General features: G+C 38.4%; 12 protein-coding genes. 1 reads left to right on the top strand and 11 read right to left on the bottom strand.

What is annotated here, in order from left to right; translation table 11 throughout:
* Window positions 1-53 precede the first annotated feature (53 nt).
* Together ftsH and KJS44_RS05630 are read right to left on the bottom strand one after the other, a co-directional pair.
* Window positions 54-1,907, bottom strand: coding sequence for an ATP-dependent zinc metalloprotease FtsH (ftsH, locus tag KJS44_RS05635; RefSeq protein ID WP_008688984.1), 1,854 nt, complete (start codon window positions 1,905-1,907; stop codon window positions 54-56).
* A complete protein-coding gene (locus tag KJS44_RS05630) occupies window positions 1,900-2,331 on the bottom strand; it encodes a MarR family winged helix-turn-helix transcriptional regulator (protein ID WP_008688987.1) in 432 nt (143 codons plus the stop codon). The genes ftsH and KJS44_RS05630 overlap by 8 nt, the downstream gene beginning before the upstream one ends.
* A gap of 268 nt (window positions 2,332-2,599) precedes the next feature.
* On the opposite strand from KJS44_RS05630, the gene KJS44_RS05625 reads away from it, so the two are divergent.
* Complete coding sequence (locus KJS44_RS05625; RefSeq protein WP_008688989.1) at window positions 2,600-3,688, top strand: peptidoglycan-binding domain-containing protein; 1,089 nt, start codon at window positions 2,600-2,602, stop codon at window positions 3,686-3,688.
* A 103-nt stretch (window positions 3,689-3,791) separates the two neighbouring features.
* Here KJS44_RS05625 and KJS44_RS05620 read toward each other — a convergent pair whose 3' ends face one another.
* The 9 genes from KJS44_RS05620 to KJS44_RS05580 form a co-directional block, all read right to left on the bottom strand.
* Window positions 3,792-4,493 (bottom strand): LrgB family protein, encoded by a 702-nt coding sequence (locus KJS44_RS05620; protein WP_008688991.1) that lies wholly within the window; start codon window positions 4,491-4,493, stop codon window positions 3,792-3,794.
* Complete coding sequence (locus KJS44_RS05615; protein ID WP_008688992.1) at window positions 4,486-4,845, bottom strand: CidA/LrgA family protein; 360 nt, start codon at window positions 4,843-4,845, stop codon at window positions 4,486-4,488. Before KJS44_RS05615 ends, KJS44_RS05620 begins: the two co-directional genes overlap by 8 nt.
* On the bottom strand, window positions 4,842-6,743 hold the full coding sequence (locus KJS44_RS05610) for a YgiQ family radical SAM protein (protein ID WP_008688994.1): 1,902 nt from the start codon (window positions 6,741-6,743) through the stop codon (window positions 4,842-4,844). The genes KJS44_RS05615 and KJS44_RS05610 overlap by 4 nt, the downstream gene beginning before the upstream one ends.
* Window positions 6,744-7,176: 433 nt before the next feature.
* Entirely contained in the window at window positions 7,177-7,788 is a 612-nt protein-coding gene (locus KJS44_RS05605) for a hypothetical protein (RefSeq protein WP_008688995.1), read from the bottom strand.
* Between the two features lie 153 nt (window positions 7,789-7,941).
* Window positions 7,942-10,428 (bottom strand): ABC transporter permease, encoded by a 2,487-nt coding sequence (locus KJS44_RS05600; RefSeq protein ID WP_008688998.1) that lies wholly within the window; start codon window positions 10,426-10,428, stop codon window positions 7,942-7,944.
* A gap of 4 nt (window positions 10,429-10,432) precedes the next feature.
* Entirely contained in the window at window positions 10,433-11,152 is a 720-nt protein-coding gene (locus KJS44_RS05595; protein ID WP_008688999.1) for an ABC transporter ATP-binding protein, read from the bottom strand.
* Window positions 11,153-11,157: 5 nt separating this feature from the next.
* A complete protein-coding gene (locus KJS44_RS05590; RefSeq protein WP_008689000.1) occupies window positions 11,158-13,629 on the bottom strand; it encodes an ABC transporter permease in 2,472 nt (823 codons plus the stop codon).
* 4 nt (window positions 13,630-13,633) lie between these two features.
* The gene (locus tag KJS44_RS05585) at window positions 13,634-14,353 is read right to left on the bottom strand and encodes an ABC transporter ATP-binding protein (protein WP_017144623.1); all 720 of its coding nucleotides are present in this window, start codon (window positions 14,351-14,353) and stop codon (window positions 13,634-13,636) included.
* 1 nt (window position 14,354) lies between these two features.
* Complete coding sequence (locus KJS44_RS05580; protein WP_008689002.1) at window positions 14,355-16,883, bottom strand: ABC transporter permease; 2,529 nt, start codon at window positions 16,881-16,883, stop codon at window positions 14,355-14,357.
* Between the last annotated feature and the right edge of the window lie 166 nt (window positions 16,884-17,049).

The raw sequence follows: 17,049 nt of genomic DNA, 5'->3' as shown, positions 1-17,049 counted from the left end.
AAACGTCATAACACAGTTGCTGTTGACATGCATCCTGTCCTATGACGTTTTCTTTATTCCTGCACCGCGCTTGTTTCAATTTGCCGCGGGCGATTCAAAATTGCCATAAACTGCTCACCGGTAATCGTTTCTTTTTCATATAAGAACTTTGCCAGCTCATGCAATTTATCTTTATTTTCTTCAAGTATTCGATATGCTTGTTGATATGCATCCTGTATCAGTTTCACTACTTCTTCATCAATTTTGGTTGCCGTTTGATCACTGCAAGCAAGTGTCGCATCTTGTCCAAGATAGCGATTATTCACTGTTTCTAAAGCAGTCATGCCAAACTGTTCACTCATTCCTAAACGAGTGATCATACTTCTGGCAATTTTGGTTGCCTGTTCGATATCATTTGCTGCACCACTGGTAATGGAATGGAAAATCAATTCTTCCGCAGCTCGTCCGCCACAGAATGTTACGATTTTCGTAAAAGCCTCATCCTTTGTAATCAAATTACTTTCATCTTCCGGTACCTGCATAGTATAGCCAAGAGCTCCACTTGTTCTTGGTACAATCGTAATTTTTGCGACTGGCATGGAATGTTTACTGCGGGCTGCTACTAAGGCATGACCAATTTCATGATAGGATACAATGAGTTTTTCTTTCGCTGAAATCACAGCATTTTTACGTTCATAACCGGCAATCACAATTTCAACAGCTTCTTCTAAATCCTTCTGCAATACTTGATTACGATGATCTTTTACAGCAATCAAAGCTGCTTCATTAATAATATTAGCAAGTTCTGCACCGCTGGCCCCTGCTGTAGCTCTGGCAATCGCGCGGAAATCAACTTGTTTACTGATTTTAACATCTTTCGCATGAACTTGTAAAATTGCTTCACGTCCATGCAAGTCAGGCAATTCCACCGGAATGCGGCGATCGAATCGTCCCGGACGCAACAATGCCTGATCTAAGGATTCCGGACGATTGGTCGCAGCTAGGATGATAACACCGGTACTGCCATCAAAACCATCCATTTCGGCTAATAACTGATTTAACGTCTGTTCTCGTTCGTCATTTCCACCAACGCCTGCACCATCTCGCTTTTTCCCTATCGTATCAATTTCATCAATAAAGACAATGCATGGAGCTTTTTCACGAGCCTGTTTAAATAAATCACGTACTCGGGCAGCTCCGCGTCCAACAAACATTTCAACAAATTCGGAACCGGATATAGAGAAGAAAGGCACATTGGCTTCTCCGGCAACAGCTTTGGCTAATAACGTCTTACCGGTACCCGGTGGACCTACTAATAATGCCCCTTTTGGCATTTGTGCACCAATCTTACTATATTTTTCTGGATCCTTTAAAAAGTCAACCATTTCCTGTAAAGATTCCTTCGCCTCTTCCTGTCCTGCTACATCACGAAAGGTTTTACCGCTTTGACTTTTTACATAAATTTTAGCATCGCTTTTGCCAAAATTACCAAAACCACCGCCAAAACTCATGGCATCGCCACCCATTTTCTTCTGCATCTTTTTAAACATCCGATTACCTAGCCACCATAAGAAAGCAACCGGTAAGATAAATGTCAATAGAAAAGATAACAAAGGATTCATTTCTTTCGTATGAATACGCGTAAATTTAGCTCCGGCATCATATAAGCGCTGTGATAAACTCGTATCTGTTTCCATCGTTTCTGTTTTATACAGCTGTTTCGTTTCCCCTTTAAGTGAATACGTAATATTCTGATCACCTATTTCTACTTCATTTATCTGATGCTGTTCAATTTGTTTCATAAAATCATTGTAGTTCACGTTTTTAATTTTATCCCCACGAAACATAGTAAATACAAGATTAATTCCTAACAGAACGATTAAGATGATTAAATAATAGTAATATAATGGCTTTTTCTGCTTATTCATAGGTAACCTCCTGCAAAAGATCATCAAGTCGTTTCAGACTCTGTATCATTTGCTTAATACTTTCTTCATCTTCTTGCTTCAGAAAGTCCAACTTAGCATCCATACGCTTTTTAATATCCGCAAGAATAGCTGCGCCCTCATTGCTTAAGCGTACATAGACAATACGCTCATCCTGAGGTGAACGGCATCTGCGTATCCAACCATGCTCTTCCATTCGTTTGATAATGGCGGATAGATTTGAATTCGTCATTAGCAAGCGCTGTGCCAATGCCCCCAGTTTACATTCTTCATCATTTGCCACTTCCATCAGTACAAGCCCTTGAATACCCGTCATTCCATAATCTTCATAACAGCGATTCATACAGCTATGCAAATGTGTAGTTATCGTTCTGATCAAACGAACAATACGTTCCTCATTGCCCATAACAGCGTCCTCACTTCCTATTATTTCACGCATGAAATAGTTTATGTGATGAATATACACCTTGCCTTTTATAACGTCAATACCTTTGCTGTTTTCAACATCAAAACTCTATACTTCTCACATAATTCACATATTGAAAAGGTTATCATTCCATTTCCTTCCATTTTTGCTTTTGCTAGGCATTCCACCCATGCCCTTTGTCTAGTGAAACATACCGTAATGTAGGGGAGGTGAAACAATCGCAACCGCATATTTACAAGTTCATGTCATGACACAGGAAACCTTTTCACCTGTTGCCCAAGCCTGCATACGTATTTATCGCAAACAACAAAACATTCTGGTATTTGAAGATTTTCTGTTAAGTGATGCTTATGGTATGACTTCCTGGATTCCCCTTTATGTGGATGGTAAAAACCCTGTGGAATATCTGGTTGATATACGTATAGGAAACTTTCGTAATTTACAGCAAAAAGTCATCCTGTATGCGAATGAACGAAGTTGTCTATTAACTTTGATGCGTACAAATACCCAAAAAGGCAATACTCATCAAGTGACAAAAGATTGTCTATGCTTTGCCCATGACCCACCTGTTTCTTGTTTCCCTGCCGGTGTTTTTCAACCCGTCATCAGTAAATTAATGCACCTTTTAAGTGAAAAGATGAATCCTACCTCATCTGATGAACAACTTGAGGCTTCCATTATGAAACTGTTGAGCTTGCAGGAACAAGACTCCACAACAGATGAAGGTAGTAAAGCTGCAACTGCCACTTATTGCTTCTATCCTGACCTTTTAGCAAAAGCCGTACACTATTTTAATGCTTATAGTAATCAAAAAAATCCTATTACTGCTCTATCTGATGAGCAGAAAAAAACCTATCGATTACAGTTTCAACAACAATACCATATCATATCCAGCTTTCACCAGGCATTGCCTATCATCGCTAAACAGAATGGTCAATGGAACCATGACAGCATGGAAGCACTTCTTGCCTTCCACAGGTATTGGCATCTTCCTTGCATGGATCATTTGACTCCATTTACGATACAATGGGCATATGAGCTTGCTTTTACCATCATGCAGCATACTGCTGGCTCTTTGCCTTTGTTCACCCCCCTATCCATAGCAACAACAGAACAATTAAACACATTAAAAGAAAAGCTGAACATCTTGCATGCCTATTATCCTACGATTCCTTACTGTGCTATGGAAGATGCTCAAACAACAAGACAAGCCATAAAAAGCTTTCAGCGACTGCTCGGCCTTCCAGTCAATGGCATCCTGGATGAGACACAATGGCAGCTGATAAAGCAGATGTGCAAAGAACTTGAAGTCTATGAAAAAGCGATTTCTCCATAAGCAAGCATAATGAAAAAATAGTGATAAAGATATAAAAACACATTAAAAAAGGAAGCAACATGATCATCCAAAAAATTGCATGATAACATGGACTTCCTTTTTTTTATAAAATCGACATTACGATATTCCATACATACGGAGCTATCATGACGGTGATAATACCGCTGACGCCTATTGCCAAAGAGCTCATCGCACCCTCTACTTTGCCTAACGATAAAGCCTTGGTCGTTCCAATGGCATGAGCGCTAGTTCCCAAAGCAATTCCTTTTGCGACAGGATGTTTGATATGAAAAACACGAAAAACGACATCCGCTGCAACTGCTCCAAAAATCCCAGTAACTAAAATTGTCAATACACTAATAGCAGGTATCCCGCCCAGCTGTGCACTTACTTCAATTCCAATCGGCGTTGTGATTGATTTAGGAACTAAAGAAGCAATGATGTCAGCATCAAAATGAGTTAAAAGACATAAAGATATCGTTGAAATCATGCCAACTAAGATCCCCACACAAATTCCTATCATGATAGGAACAAAATAATTTTTCAGATTATGTAACTGTTGATACAAAGGAACCGCTAAAACAACTGTCGCCGGTCCTAAAAACAGATTGATAATATCGCCACCAAGCTGATAGCTTTCTAATGGAATGTTACTAATCAGCAACACGATAATGATAAGAGCGATGGCAATGAGTAACGGATTCAGAAATAAGAGCTTTGTTTTCTTTTGGATAAATAACCCTATTTCAAAAGCAAGCAATGACAATAAGATGCCAAACATAGGGGTATTGATAAGTTCATCCATGCTTCTTCCCCCATTTCTCCATCACCTGTTGCATGCTCCATCCACTCAACCCCATCGTAATCACTGTAGTCACCATGCAGATTAAGAGGATTGGAATCCAAATATCGGCGATATGATAAAATTTTGCCATCAAAGCAACACCAGCCGGAATAAAGAAAAATGGTAGATGTCCTAACAAAAAATCCGAAACTGTTGCGATCATATCCAGCCGCAGAATACGAAAAGACAACAGTAACAACAGTAACAGCATTCCTACCAGACTACCTGGCAAGGGTAAATGTAAAAGCGTAGACAGACATTCTCCAATATAGCTAATGCCAAAGATGATGATAATTTCACGAAACAATTTCATCGCTGCGCATTCCTTTCTCTTTTATGTGCGTTTGTCCTTTTCTTTGTTCCAACATTCTTTTTATTCATAGTCTTATCTTTCCCTTTTGCTTGTTTGTGTGAAAAATTATTAGCGGATGGACGACGATACGAGATCAAACACTTTGGACCATTGCCAATCAAATCTTCTCTTCCTGCTTTTTTTAATGCTTTGTACACCAGATCATAATTTTGTGGATATGTAAATTGCATCAAGGCACGCTGCATTGCTTTTTCTTCCCAAGTCTTCGCTACATAAACAGGACGCATCGTCTTAGGATCCAAATCGGTGTAATACATACAAGTAGCCGGTGTCCCCGGTGTTGGATAGAAATCTTGTACCTGTTTCGGTGTATAATGGATCTTCTTTAAATAACAAGCCAATTCTATGGCTGCCTGTAAATCGCTGCCTGGATGTGAACTCATCAAATAAGGCACAATATATTGATCCATATGGAACTGTTCATTCTTCTCTTTAAATTTTTCAACAAATTTTAAATAGAGCTCCTTGCGTGGTTTTCCCATTTTATCTAACACAGCCGCATTGATATGTTCAGGAGCTACCTTCAACTGCCCGCTGATATGATATTTTACCAATTCATCAAAGAACTCATCATTTTTATCCTGCATCAGATAATCATAACGAATACCAGAACGAATAAAAACTTTCTTAATTTTAGGTAATTCACGAACGGAACGCAAGATATCCAAATAACGACTGTGATCCACTACCATGTTGCCACAAGGCTTTGGAAATAAACATTCTCGTTTCTTACAGGCCCCAAATTCTCGCTGCTTATCACAAGCTTCTCGTGAGAAATTAGCTGTAGGCCCTCCTACATCATGAATATACCCCTTGAAATTCGGCATCTCGGTTATGCGTTTTGCTTCTTCGACAATGCTTTCCTTACTACGTGTAGAAATTACACGTCCCTGATGATGGGTGATGGCACAGAAAGCACAGGAGCCAAAGCAGCCACGATTGGATACGATGGAAAACTGCACTTCTTCAATTGCCGGGATATAATGATATTTTGGATGGAAGGTGCGTTCATATGGCAAGGAATAGGTAAAGTCCATCTCTTCCTGTGTCAATGGCAATGGTGGTTGATTTTGTACGACATACCAACCATCATAAGGCTCTACCAATACACTTGCCGCAATGGCATCAATATTTTCATGCTGGATATGAAAACTCTTGGCATAAGTGCGCTTATCCGCTTTTACTTCCTCATAGCTGGGCAACAAGATATAATCACTCAAATACTCTAGACTTTTGGTTTTCCAGCAAGTACCGCGTATATAACATAGATCCTTTGCTGCTAAGCCACTTGCCAATGCATCCGCAACCTCAACAATCGTATTTTCTCCCATGCCATACATCAATAGATCTGCCTGTGAATCCATCAGAATACTGCGTCGTACAGCATCATCCCAATAATCATAATGCGATAGGCGCCGTAAGCTAGCCTCAATGCCACCAATCAATACCGGTTTATGTGGAAACAGTCGTTTCAAGATTTGAGTGTATACGATCGTAGGGCGATCCGGGCGTTTTCCCATGACACCATCATCACTATAAGAATCATGATCACGGCGGCGTTTATTTACAGAATAGTGATTCACCATAGAATCAATATTGCCGGCAGATACTAGAAAACCTAACCGTGGTTCTCCAAATTGTAAAAATTCTTCATCCTTATGCCAATCCGGTTGAGCTAAGATTGCACAGCTATAGCCATACGCCTGTAAAACTCTGGTAATGATGGCACAACCAAAGGAAGGATGGTCCACATAAGCATCCCCATTAACATAAACAAAATCTACTTGTTCATATCCCTGTTCCAGCATTTCCTCGCGTGTTGTTGGTAAAAAAGCCATAATAACGCCTCCATCTCTATAAGCCATATAATAGTACCATAGAAGGCATTCATTCGTCACCTCATGAAAGGATTTTTTTGATTATTTTCATGATGCGCGTAATTTAGAAGAAGAAACAAAGGAATGTAGCAGTTTCTATCTTTTCCTTATGATCCAGATATCGCACGGATGCACTTAACTAATTATCAGCCGCTCATACTGTATCCTTTTAATTTTTTAAAACTCATGATCTTCCATTTTAAATTCATGAATCAAAAAACGAATTATGCTTCATAAAGTTTCTAATAAATAATATTCTGCAAATTGTTGATATTTACTTATTTTCAGTATTTATTAGCTATATAACTAACAATCGTAAATCATTAGCTGAATCACTAACAATATACGATCATTAACGAATTAAATTTATATATTTCATAATAAGTTAGCAAAACTAACCTTTTTGTGCCATCTTTAACTTCTCTACTTTCTCTAATTCCTGTAGGATTGCTTTTTCTTTATTACCGTTTGTTGCAGGAGAAGGATTCCAAAATAGAGCCTTTGTATCATAGGCAAATTTTGCTTCTACATAATTTTCTAAATGATCGTTGATATCGTTGCTTTCCATATCTTCAGGTAGCTGATTAGCACCCACATAGGAATCGATATCAATTTCACACCAACAAAATTCCTCACATAGCTGTAACATGCCACGATATTTACAACTGGCTCTATCCATGTAGGTTTGGAATGCAAACAATTTTTCATCCTTATGAAAATAAGCACCTTTCCATACCGCTTTTGGCTCTTGCTGCATACTCTGTAGATTTGATAGTATTTCTGTTTGTATGTTATTGCTGGAACCGACTTCTAAACAGTACCAATCTTTTCCATCTTTTCCAAACAAAGCCCATACACGTTTTTTATCATTACCAATATCAAGATTGTCTTTAATATCCTTTTTTGCGGAATTAATTGTATCTTTCGTAAATCTGCATATACACTTTATATAGTTTAGCTCACTTAAGTTCAACTTCTTACAGGTTTTCTTTATGCTCTCATCCACTTTATTCACCTTCTTTCATTTCCTAACATCGGGCATTACATACTTTGCAATTAAAAATATAAAAATATACTTCTATTATAAGAGGAAATCGTTACGCAATAGCTACAGTAAACAGATTTCCTCATCGTACCATGAAATACCTATCTTACACCATCAGATATTGGGGTGTTTTCGTTTTCTGGTTATTACAATAAGCAGTAGGTATAGCAGTACCACAATAACGAGGCAAACAGGAAGAATCCAGATAGCTCCTGATGGCAATTCATATAAACCAAGATAAACTCCTAACACCTGGAAATAAGGATATTGTAAAATACCATACAAGAGAATAGCTAAAATCATAGCTGCTACAATAATCATGCCTTGATATAAGATATCTCGCTGCAGCCGAATCTTTTTTTGCATACCGATATGTGCATAACAAATATTGCTCATCTTTTGCATAGCTTCATCTGCACGCACATTGGCATATAAAGTCAACAACAAGACAAAACTGCCCATCATTGCAACACTAATCATGACATAGCGTAATTTCAGACTCAAATCGTTATTATTCTCCTGCAAGATGTGTAATACCGTATCGTAGCTATCATAGGCAATGCCTTTTTCCTTTAAAGCAGCTTCAAAAACTTGCTTTTGTGAGCTGCCCTTTAGTTTTAGGATAGTCTTAGGCATTTGTGGATAATGCTCTCTATCTAAAGGACTCATGTTACGACTGGCAAATGCCACATAGCCTTGATTTACGATAGATTCTGTAAAGCCATAGATCGGATATCCATTTACTCGCCATCCCTGTGAGAATTCAGCATAAGTGTCATTAGCAACTTCAGGATGTTTTTTCACATAGTCAGAATACATGATATAGCGATGAAAATCATGTTGGATACGACGTGGCACCATAGTACGCATCTTTTCCATCAATGTTTCGCCACCTTCTGCTCCAACCGGTGGCGGATAAACGCCCTCTTTTACCGGTAGAAAATGCTTTAGACTTCCAGTTAAGGTAATGCGCATGCCTGGATAATAATGAAATTCTACACTATCCCGCGTGCTTTTATCATAAACCATGAATTCCTTATCGATACTGGTAAAACGCTTTGTTTCATCCATAAAAGCAAAGACATCAAAATATTCCTTTTTCAGTTCCATAAAATCATCATAAGCTATCCCTTTATACAACTGATAATCAAATTGTAAGCCAAAGGTAGCCGGCGTATACAAATGCCATAAAATACTTTGCGTCATAAACAGCAGCAAGATTGTTAAAAAGATAATAGCTAAAGAAAGAATATTACGCATGGAAGAAAACGGATGTGTTAAAACTTCTCGCCATGCCATATGCAGACTCTGCCAACGATACCGAATACGATGTGTACGTTTTGTAATATGCACGTCTTTCGCCTTCATCGCATGGGATAGATTTGCCTGGAAACAGGCATGTACTTGCCATAGCATCAAAGCGAGCAATCCGATAAAGAAAAGGATGGTAACCGGCAAAAGATATAACACTGTTTTCGTTGATAAAGAAAATAACAGACGCAAGACATAGTTTTGTTGATGTGCCAACACTAGCTGCAACACGATATCAAAAACAATCAGCAGACCAAGCGCTGCAGCAAACAGCTGCCCATATTCCATTCCATATGCCTTTTGAATATTTTTCTTCATGATCCCATTGGCAATCAAAATATGCAGCTTTTCACGATCTTCGATCAGCTTACGTTTCATAAAGGCAAACAAAACAAATAAACAGCTTACCACCAAGCAAAAGGTAACACTTAAGGATACAAATTGGAAGATACCATCTTGTACATGATTACCATCAATTTCATCCGCAAGTAAACGAAAATCTATCTGAGCGGAAGAAGTACGATCATCATTATACGCATCACTGCGCAGGGCATACTCTTTCTGTGCTGAATAGTCCTTGATTTTTAATTTTAAGATACGCTCATATAGACCTGCCGCCTTTTCAAGACCATACGTTTTCACATAATGACCGTTTATTTGTTCTATGGTTTTCTCATTAACGATACCTACGGCACGTCTGGTAATCTGATAATCCTGAATAGCTTTACTATTCTTTTGATTGGCATAGCCATCATCGTAATTAGGATAATCAAAAACACTTGTTATCGTAAATTTTTCTTTTTCTTGGAAGGATCCAGTAATTTCAATCTCATGTCCTAAAGGTTCAATGCCCTGTTTTCGTAAAGAACGTGCATAGCTTTCCATGACCCCGATTTCATGCCCCTTTAAATCTTTTAAGGGCTTACCTTCTAATAACGGATAATGCGCATCGCTTTTCACGAATCCTTCTAAATAGATAGGAGATGTTTCTTGCATCCAGCTTGTTGAAAAAACGCCATACGGCCATACCAAACTTTCTTCATAAGTGAAGTCTAAGTTGCCATCTTCTTTATACTCTTGCAAAAAATCCTTGATTTCATCATCATATTCTTTATAAAAAATATTGGTCGTGGCTACATCCATCTTATCGATACGTTCTGCCATATTTTGCCCTTTTGTAAACACTGTAAAGGTGATTTGCAAAGATAATAGTGAAAGAAAGAGCAGCAGTATCAGCATAGCATGCAGGAAAGCTTGTTTCTTATGCAAGGTTTTATATACAAGTTTCATAAGCTTAGCGCTCCGTGATTTCCATCACTCGCTGATAGTTAGCTTCTAGATCATCACCGGTAAAGGCTTCATCGCATTCAAATACCCCACTTTCCACAAACACCATTCTTGTTCCATATGCGGCAATTCGCGGACTATGGGTTACCATCAAGATCGTTTGTCCTTGTTTATTCAGTTCACTTAGGATGTTCATGATTTCATCAGCAGTCTGTCGATCCAAGGCTGCGGTTGGTTCATCCGCAAATAAGATCTTTGGTTCATTTACCAAGGCTCTGGCAATTGCACAACGCTGTTTTTCTCCTCCGGATACCTGAGATGGATAGTTATCCTTTAGATGATCAATATGCACCTTCTTCAATAGTTCCATGGCTTTGTCATATGCTTTCGCATCATACTGCAATCTGGTTATAGCCACGTTTTCTAAGATTGTTAAATTATCAATCAAATAATTGTCCTGAAAGATAAAACCAAACTGATGCAAACGCAATTGTTCTAACGCTTTGCCTTTGATTTCATTTAGCTTTGTACCACCAATTTCAATACTTCCCTCATCAATCGTATCAAAACCGGAAACACAGTTCAAAAAGGTCGTCTTTCCACTGCCGCTTTCCCCCATGATGATCATAAAATCACCGGGATTTACATGAATATTAATCCCTTTCAAGATCTCAACGGTCTTATCCTGGGTCTGATAAGACTTTCGTAAGTTTTTTACATCAATCATACTGTTCATCCTTCCTTTTTATGCTGCGCTTTTCCATAAAACAACATCCCTGCACTTAATATGATAACGAAGATTACCATTAGCATAGGCATCATGCTTAACGATGAAGGTAATTCATATACACCAAGATAAATGCCTAATACATTAAAATACGGATATTGTACAAGTATATACAGCAACGCCGTCATAAGAAAGGCTAGAAGCAGCATCAACGCTTCATAAGAAAATTCTTTGCGCCGACGCAAGCTGTTCTTAACACCGATGCGTGCAAAACATGTATACATCGCTTTTTGCTGCGCCTTATCGGCCATGATATTGGCGTATAGCGTAATGGCTAACACAAGGATTTCCATTCCAAAGACAACACTCATGACATATCGCAGCTTCTGGTTCAATTCATCATTATTTTCCTGCAGCATCGCTAAGACGCTATCATAAGAATTATACGTCAATGCACTTTGTTTCATCATCTTTTCCATATCTGCTTTTGCTTTCTCATCCTTGACCTTTACCAACATCTTAGGAAGATATGGATAATGGACTTTGTCAACCGGACTTTTTCTTCGCGATGTAAAAGCAACATAACCTTGATTCATAATGGATTCTGTAAAACCATAAATCGCTGCACCATGAACTGAAAAGCCTTCGACAAATTCGGCATACGTATCATTGGCATATTCAGGATGTTGATTTACATAATCCGAATTGGCGATATATTTATCAAAATCATATTGAATACGCCGCGGCACCATAGCACGCTCTTTCGAATAATCTATCCCATTATGTTTTTCATCCGGTATCCGTGGATAAGAGCCTTCTCGTAATGGAAGAAATTCATCCAAATCTCCGGTTAATACCAAACGCATCCCCGGAAAATAACGAAAATCTACACTCTCGCGTGTACTGCGATCATTTACCATATATTCTTTCATAATACCATTTTCTTCTTTGTTCATCTCTAGAAGTGCATATTCTTTTATATATGGTTTGATTTTTTCATAATCATCATAAGGCATACCCGCAGCTATTTGATAATCAAATTGTAAGCCAAAGGTAGCCGGTGTATACAAATGTGATAAGATTCCTTGCGTCATGGACAAAAGCAGGATCGTTAAGAAAATAACGGCTAAAGAGAAGATATTCCGTATTCCCATAAATGGATCTGTCTGAAATTGTCGCATTGCCATATGCAGTGGCTGAAAGCGATAACTGATGACACGTCGTTTCCGTTTTACCGACAGATGTTTTCCTTTGATTTGTCGAAATAAATTGCCATGGAAGCAGCGATGCACTTGCCAACGAATCATCAGCATTAAAACAATGATGAAAGCAACTAATAAAGGTAACAACCATTTTGCCGTTTCCCATGACATGGTAAATAGTAAGCGCAAAATATAATCACTTTGCTGCTGAAGAACAAGATATGTGAAAAAATCAAAAAGGATTAGATAAAGGATTGCGAATACAAACAATCGTCCATATTCCAGATCATAAGCTCTTTGAATATTGCGTTTGGTAATGCCATTGATGACAAGAATACTTAATTTTTCCTGATCATCTAGCAGTTTCCGCTTTAAAAAGGCATACAGAACAAATAAGCAGCTTAGCAATAAACATGCCGTTACACTCATTGACACAAAACGGAAGATAGCATCTTGTACTCGATTGCCATTTAATTCATCCGCCAATAAACGAAAATCTGCCGATGACATATAATAGGTATCTAAAGCATCCTGGCGAAATTCATATTCATCCTGCATATCATAACTATCAAAACGTACTTTTAACATCGTACTGAAGGCCCCTGTCGCACCTTCTCCTTTGGCTTTGATAATCTCATTACGTAAGTTTTGCAAAGTTTCTTGTTTTACGATACCAACAGCCGGTGGTAAGATTTGATAATCTTTTATTGCGTCTTCATTTTTATGATTCACATAGCCATCTTCATAGTTTGTATAATATAGGATGCTTTCAATTTGAAAGGTATGCGCATTTCCCATATCATCTTGAATACTAATTTGATGATGCAAGGGTTCTATGCCTTGTTTTCGTAAAGCATTGGCATAGCCGTTCATAACGGCAATCTGATTACCCTTTAATTCTTTGCATGGCTTTCCTTCTAACAAAGGGTATGCATCATCACTTTGAATATAGCTTTCTAAATATAATGGAAATTTTGACTGCATCCAGCTAGTTGAATAAGGCAGGTATGGCCATGCACTACCTTTTTCATACGTGAAGTTAAATTTACCTTGTTCCTGATATTCTTTCAGATACGTATCAAAATTCATCGAAGGACTGCTGAAGATGGTTGTTGTGGCAACATCTAAATGTTCAATACGTTTTGCCATGCTTTGATTCTTCGTAAAAACCGTGCAGGTTACTTGTAAAGACAGCATAGATAAAAACAGCAGTACGATCAATAAGCCATGTGTAAACATCTGTTTCTGATGCAACGTTTTATATACAAGTTTCATAAGCTTAGCGCTCCGTGATTTCCATCACTCGCTGATAGTTGGCTTCTAGATCATCACCGGTAAAGGCTTCATCGCATTCAAATACCCCACTTTCCACAAACACCATTCTTGTTCCATATGCGGCAATTCGCGGACTATGAGTTACCATCAAGATCGTTTGTCCTTGTTTATTCAGCTCACTTAAGATGTTCATGATTTCATCAGCAGTCTGTCGATCCAAGGCTGCGGTTGGTTCATCCGCAAACAAGATCTTTGGTTCATTTACCAAGGCTCTGGCAATCGCACAACGCTGTTTTTCTCCTCCGGACACCTGAGATGGATAGTTATCCTTTAAATGATCAATATGCACCTTCTTCAATAATTCAATTGCTTTTTCATACGCTTTCGCATCGTATTGCAAACGAGTAATCGCTACGTTTTCTAAGATTGTCAGATTATCGATTAAATAATTGTCCTGAAAGATAAAACCAAACTGATGTAAACGCAATTGTTCCAACGCTTTGCCTTTGATTTCATTTAGTTTTGTGCCACCAATTTCGATACTTCCCTCATCAATCGTATCAAAACCGGAAACACAATTCAGAAACGTTGTCTTTCCACTGCCGCTTTCCCCCATGATGATCATAAAATCACCGGGATTTACATGAATATTGATACCTTTCAAGATTTCAACGATCTTATCTTGCGTCTGATAAGATTTTCGCAAGTTTTTTACATCAATCATATTATATCTCCCTTCCACGATGTCTTCCGATAACCAATAACAGCAAGACACCGCCTGCACATAACAAGGCCATTAGCCATGGCATTATTGAATATGCGGATGGCAACGTATATAAACCTAGATAATCACGCAAAATAGCAAAATAAGGTAGTTTGAATACCGCATATAGCAATAACCCCAGCAAGAACGCCATAACCAGCAAAATAATTTCATGCAACAGCAATCGTTTCTTTTGCATGTTTCTTTGCCAGCCCAGTTTTAACAGATAGCCTTCTTCCCGACGTTTTTCTTCGATGTCACTTTGGACATTTGCATACATCGTCATACAGCCAACTAAGATCGTTAAGCTGGCAACTCCTGCCATAATAGCAAATAAGCGTGCTTGTAAGGCATTGTTATTCTCCTGCAGCACATCTAAGATATCCTTGTAGCGAACATAAGTGATTCCTTGTTGCTTACATGTCGTTTCAAAAGTAGCTGCTTGCTTTTCATCCTTTAAGCGTAGCAATGTCGTTGGAATTTCCGGATACCAATAGGTATTTAAAGGTCTTCGCTTTGCGCGAAAGAATGTAATATACCCATTATTGATAATGGATTCTGTAAAGCCATGTAACTGGGATGCGGATAAGTAATGATTAAGACTATACTCTACATAAGTTTTCGTACGTAATGTATCATCCTGTGCCACCTTTTTATCTTGCATGGTGTATAAGCCAAAATCATGTTCTAAACGTCTGGTCGTCATGCCATATTGTAACTCAAAGGCACGCTCACCTAAGTGCTGCTCATTGGCTTCCTGTGGATAGGTTCCCTTTCGTAAAGGAAGAAATTTATCCAAAGGTCCATCCATGATCATCAATAATCCCGGATAATAATGATAGAGATTTTCATCGCGATTGCTGCGATCATCGACCATAAAACAACGATAGACACTGGTATCTGCACTTTCCGCAGCGACAAACACGAAATCTTCATCCAGATATGTTTTTTGCAGCTTTGTAAAAGATGAAAAGGAGATAGGTCCTTTTAACATATAATCGAAAGATAAACCAAACGTTTCTGGTGTATATAGATGAAATAAGATGGTAGAAGTACCACTTAATACCAGCAAGGTCACAAACACGAAGGCCAAAGAAACGACACTGCGCAGGCTGGAAAATGGAGTGGTTACGATATCACGCAACGCCATTTGTAAGCTTTGATAGCGATAGTGTATGCTCTTATGATGTTTCAAATGCAAAGAGCGCGAGCGTATTGCCGTTACCAAATTGCCTTTAAAACAGGAACGAACCTGCAATGTTACCTGAAAGAGCAAGGCTGCTAAAAATAACAGTGTACTGCCAATGATCAAGAGCCATCCTTTCATTGATAATGTAAACAGCAATAATAAATCGTAACGGTTCAAGACATGCAGAAACCATTGCATCATAAACAGAAGGATAAGATGAATGATAAAGGCCTGTAAAAAGATTTGTACGATTTCCAGCAAATAGGCATTGCGGATATTCAAACGGCGAACCCCATTCATAAACATTAAGCTTAATTTTTCCTGATCCTTTATCAGCTTCCGTTTCATAAAAGCATAAAGCACAAAGCAAGAGCTGATTAGCATACAGATGGTAACGCATAGCGATACAAACTGAAAGATCCCATTCATGATTTTATTGGCATTCATCTCTTCTGCTAACAGACGGAAATCAGGATAGGAAGCCATCTCTCCGGTAATATAGGTATAATCCAGATACATGCGTGAACGTAGGTCATATTCATCCTGCTCATGATAATCATGAAAGCGTATCTTTGCCATGGCATTGCCATAGATAGAGGCTTTTTCCAGCTTCTTGATTGTTTCATAATTTCCAATTGCAACGGCTGGTTTGGCAATCGTGAACATATCGACTTTATTAATATCGTTTTGTCCGATATACCCTTGGTTATAGTTGGGATATTCCATGATGGAAGCAATCACAAAGGAATACGTTTTTCCATTGGATGGATCTTTGATGACTTCCTTATGACCAAGTACCTGGATGCCTTTATCTTCCAGCTGTTTGGCATAGCTTTGGGTGATGGCAATTTCATTTCCTATTAGCTTTTCTAGAGGTTTGCCATCCAATAAAGGATAGTTAGCATCACTTTTCACATAGCCTTCAATATACAAGGGGAAAGATCCTTGGATAGAGCTTCCTGGATATGGGGCATACGGAAAGACGCTTGTCTTTTCATAATAGTCAAAGCAATGCTCTTCTTTCTGTATGACATCCAAAAACTTGTACATTCCTTTTGGTGAATCGGAAATGATTGCGGTATGTGTGGCATGCATCTGATCAATGCGTGCTACGATAGAATCACTACGCGTAAAGACACTAACGCTGATGGATACCGATAACATGGCAAATAACAAAAGGATCATCAATAGAAACTGCTGAAAACGCTGTTGATAATGCAGCGCTTTATATATACATGCGATTTTTGAAAAACACCCTAACCGTAACAGGAAAGGTGTCTTTGTGTGTTCCCTCTTTTTCATATGCTCATTTCCCTTTTCTTATATTGTAGCACAACATGATGGTTTTTTCATAACTCTTTGAAAATTTTCAAAATAATTTTGTGAGTTTACAAAAAAAACAGCGAGTGCTGCTATAAAATCTTTTCTTCATACCGATAAAATATCAGGGGCAAAAGAATGCTGTATT

Source organism: Longicatena caecimuris, assembly GCF_018406465.1.
GTDB classification, from domain to species: Bacteria; Bacillota_I; Bacilli_A; order Erysipelotrichales; family Erysipelotrichaceae; genus Longicatena; species Longicatena caecimuris.
The sequence above is the reverse complement of the archived record's forward strand: the minus strand, read 5'-3'. Positions and strand labels throughout refer to the sequence as shown.

Coding starts and splice junctions, on each gene's coding strand:
- ftsH (WP_008688984.1), bottom strand. CDS start 1,907: ATGAATAAGCAGAAAAAGCCATTATATTACTATTATTTAATCATCTTA.
- KJS44_RS05630 (WP_008688987.1), bottom strand. CDS start 2,331: ATGGGCAATGAGGAACGTATTGTTCGTTTGATCAGAACGATAACTACA.
- KJS44_RS05625 (WP_008688989.1), top strand. CDS start 2,600: ATGACACAGGAAACCTTTTCACCTGTTGCCCAAGCCTGCATACGTATT.
- KJS44_RS05620 (WP_008688991.1), bottom strand. CDS start 4,493: ATGGATGAACTTATCAATACCCCTATGTTTGGCATCTTATTGTCATTG.
- KJS44_RS05615 (WP_008688992.1), bottom strand. CDS start 4,845: ATGAAATTGTTTCGTGAAATTATCATCATCTTTGGCATTAGCTATATT.
- KJS44_RS05610 (WP_008688994.1), bottom strand. CDS start 6,743: ATGGCTTTTTTACCAACAACACGCGAGGAAATGCTGGAACAGGGATAT.
- KJS44_RS05600 (WP_008688998.1), bottom strand. CDS start 10,428: ATGAAACTTGTATATAAAACCTTGCATAAGAAACAAGCTTTCCTGCAT.
- KJS44_RS05595 (WP_008688999.1), bottom strand. CDS start 11,152: ATGATTGATGTAAAAAACTTACGAAAGTCTTATCAGACCCAGGATAAG.
- KJS44_RS05590 (WP_008689000.1), bottom strand. CDS start 13,629: ATGAAACTTGTATATAAAACGTTGCATCAGAAACAGATGTTTACACAT.
- KJS44_RS05585 (WP_017144623.1), bottom strand. CDS start 14,353: ATGATTGATGTAAAAAACTTGCGAAAATCTTATCAGACGCAAGATAAG.
- KJS44_RS05580 (WP_008689002.1), bottom strand. CDS start 16,883: ATGAAAAAGAGGGAACACACAAAGACACCTTTCCTGTTACGGTTAGGG.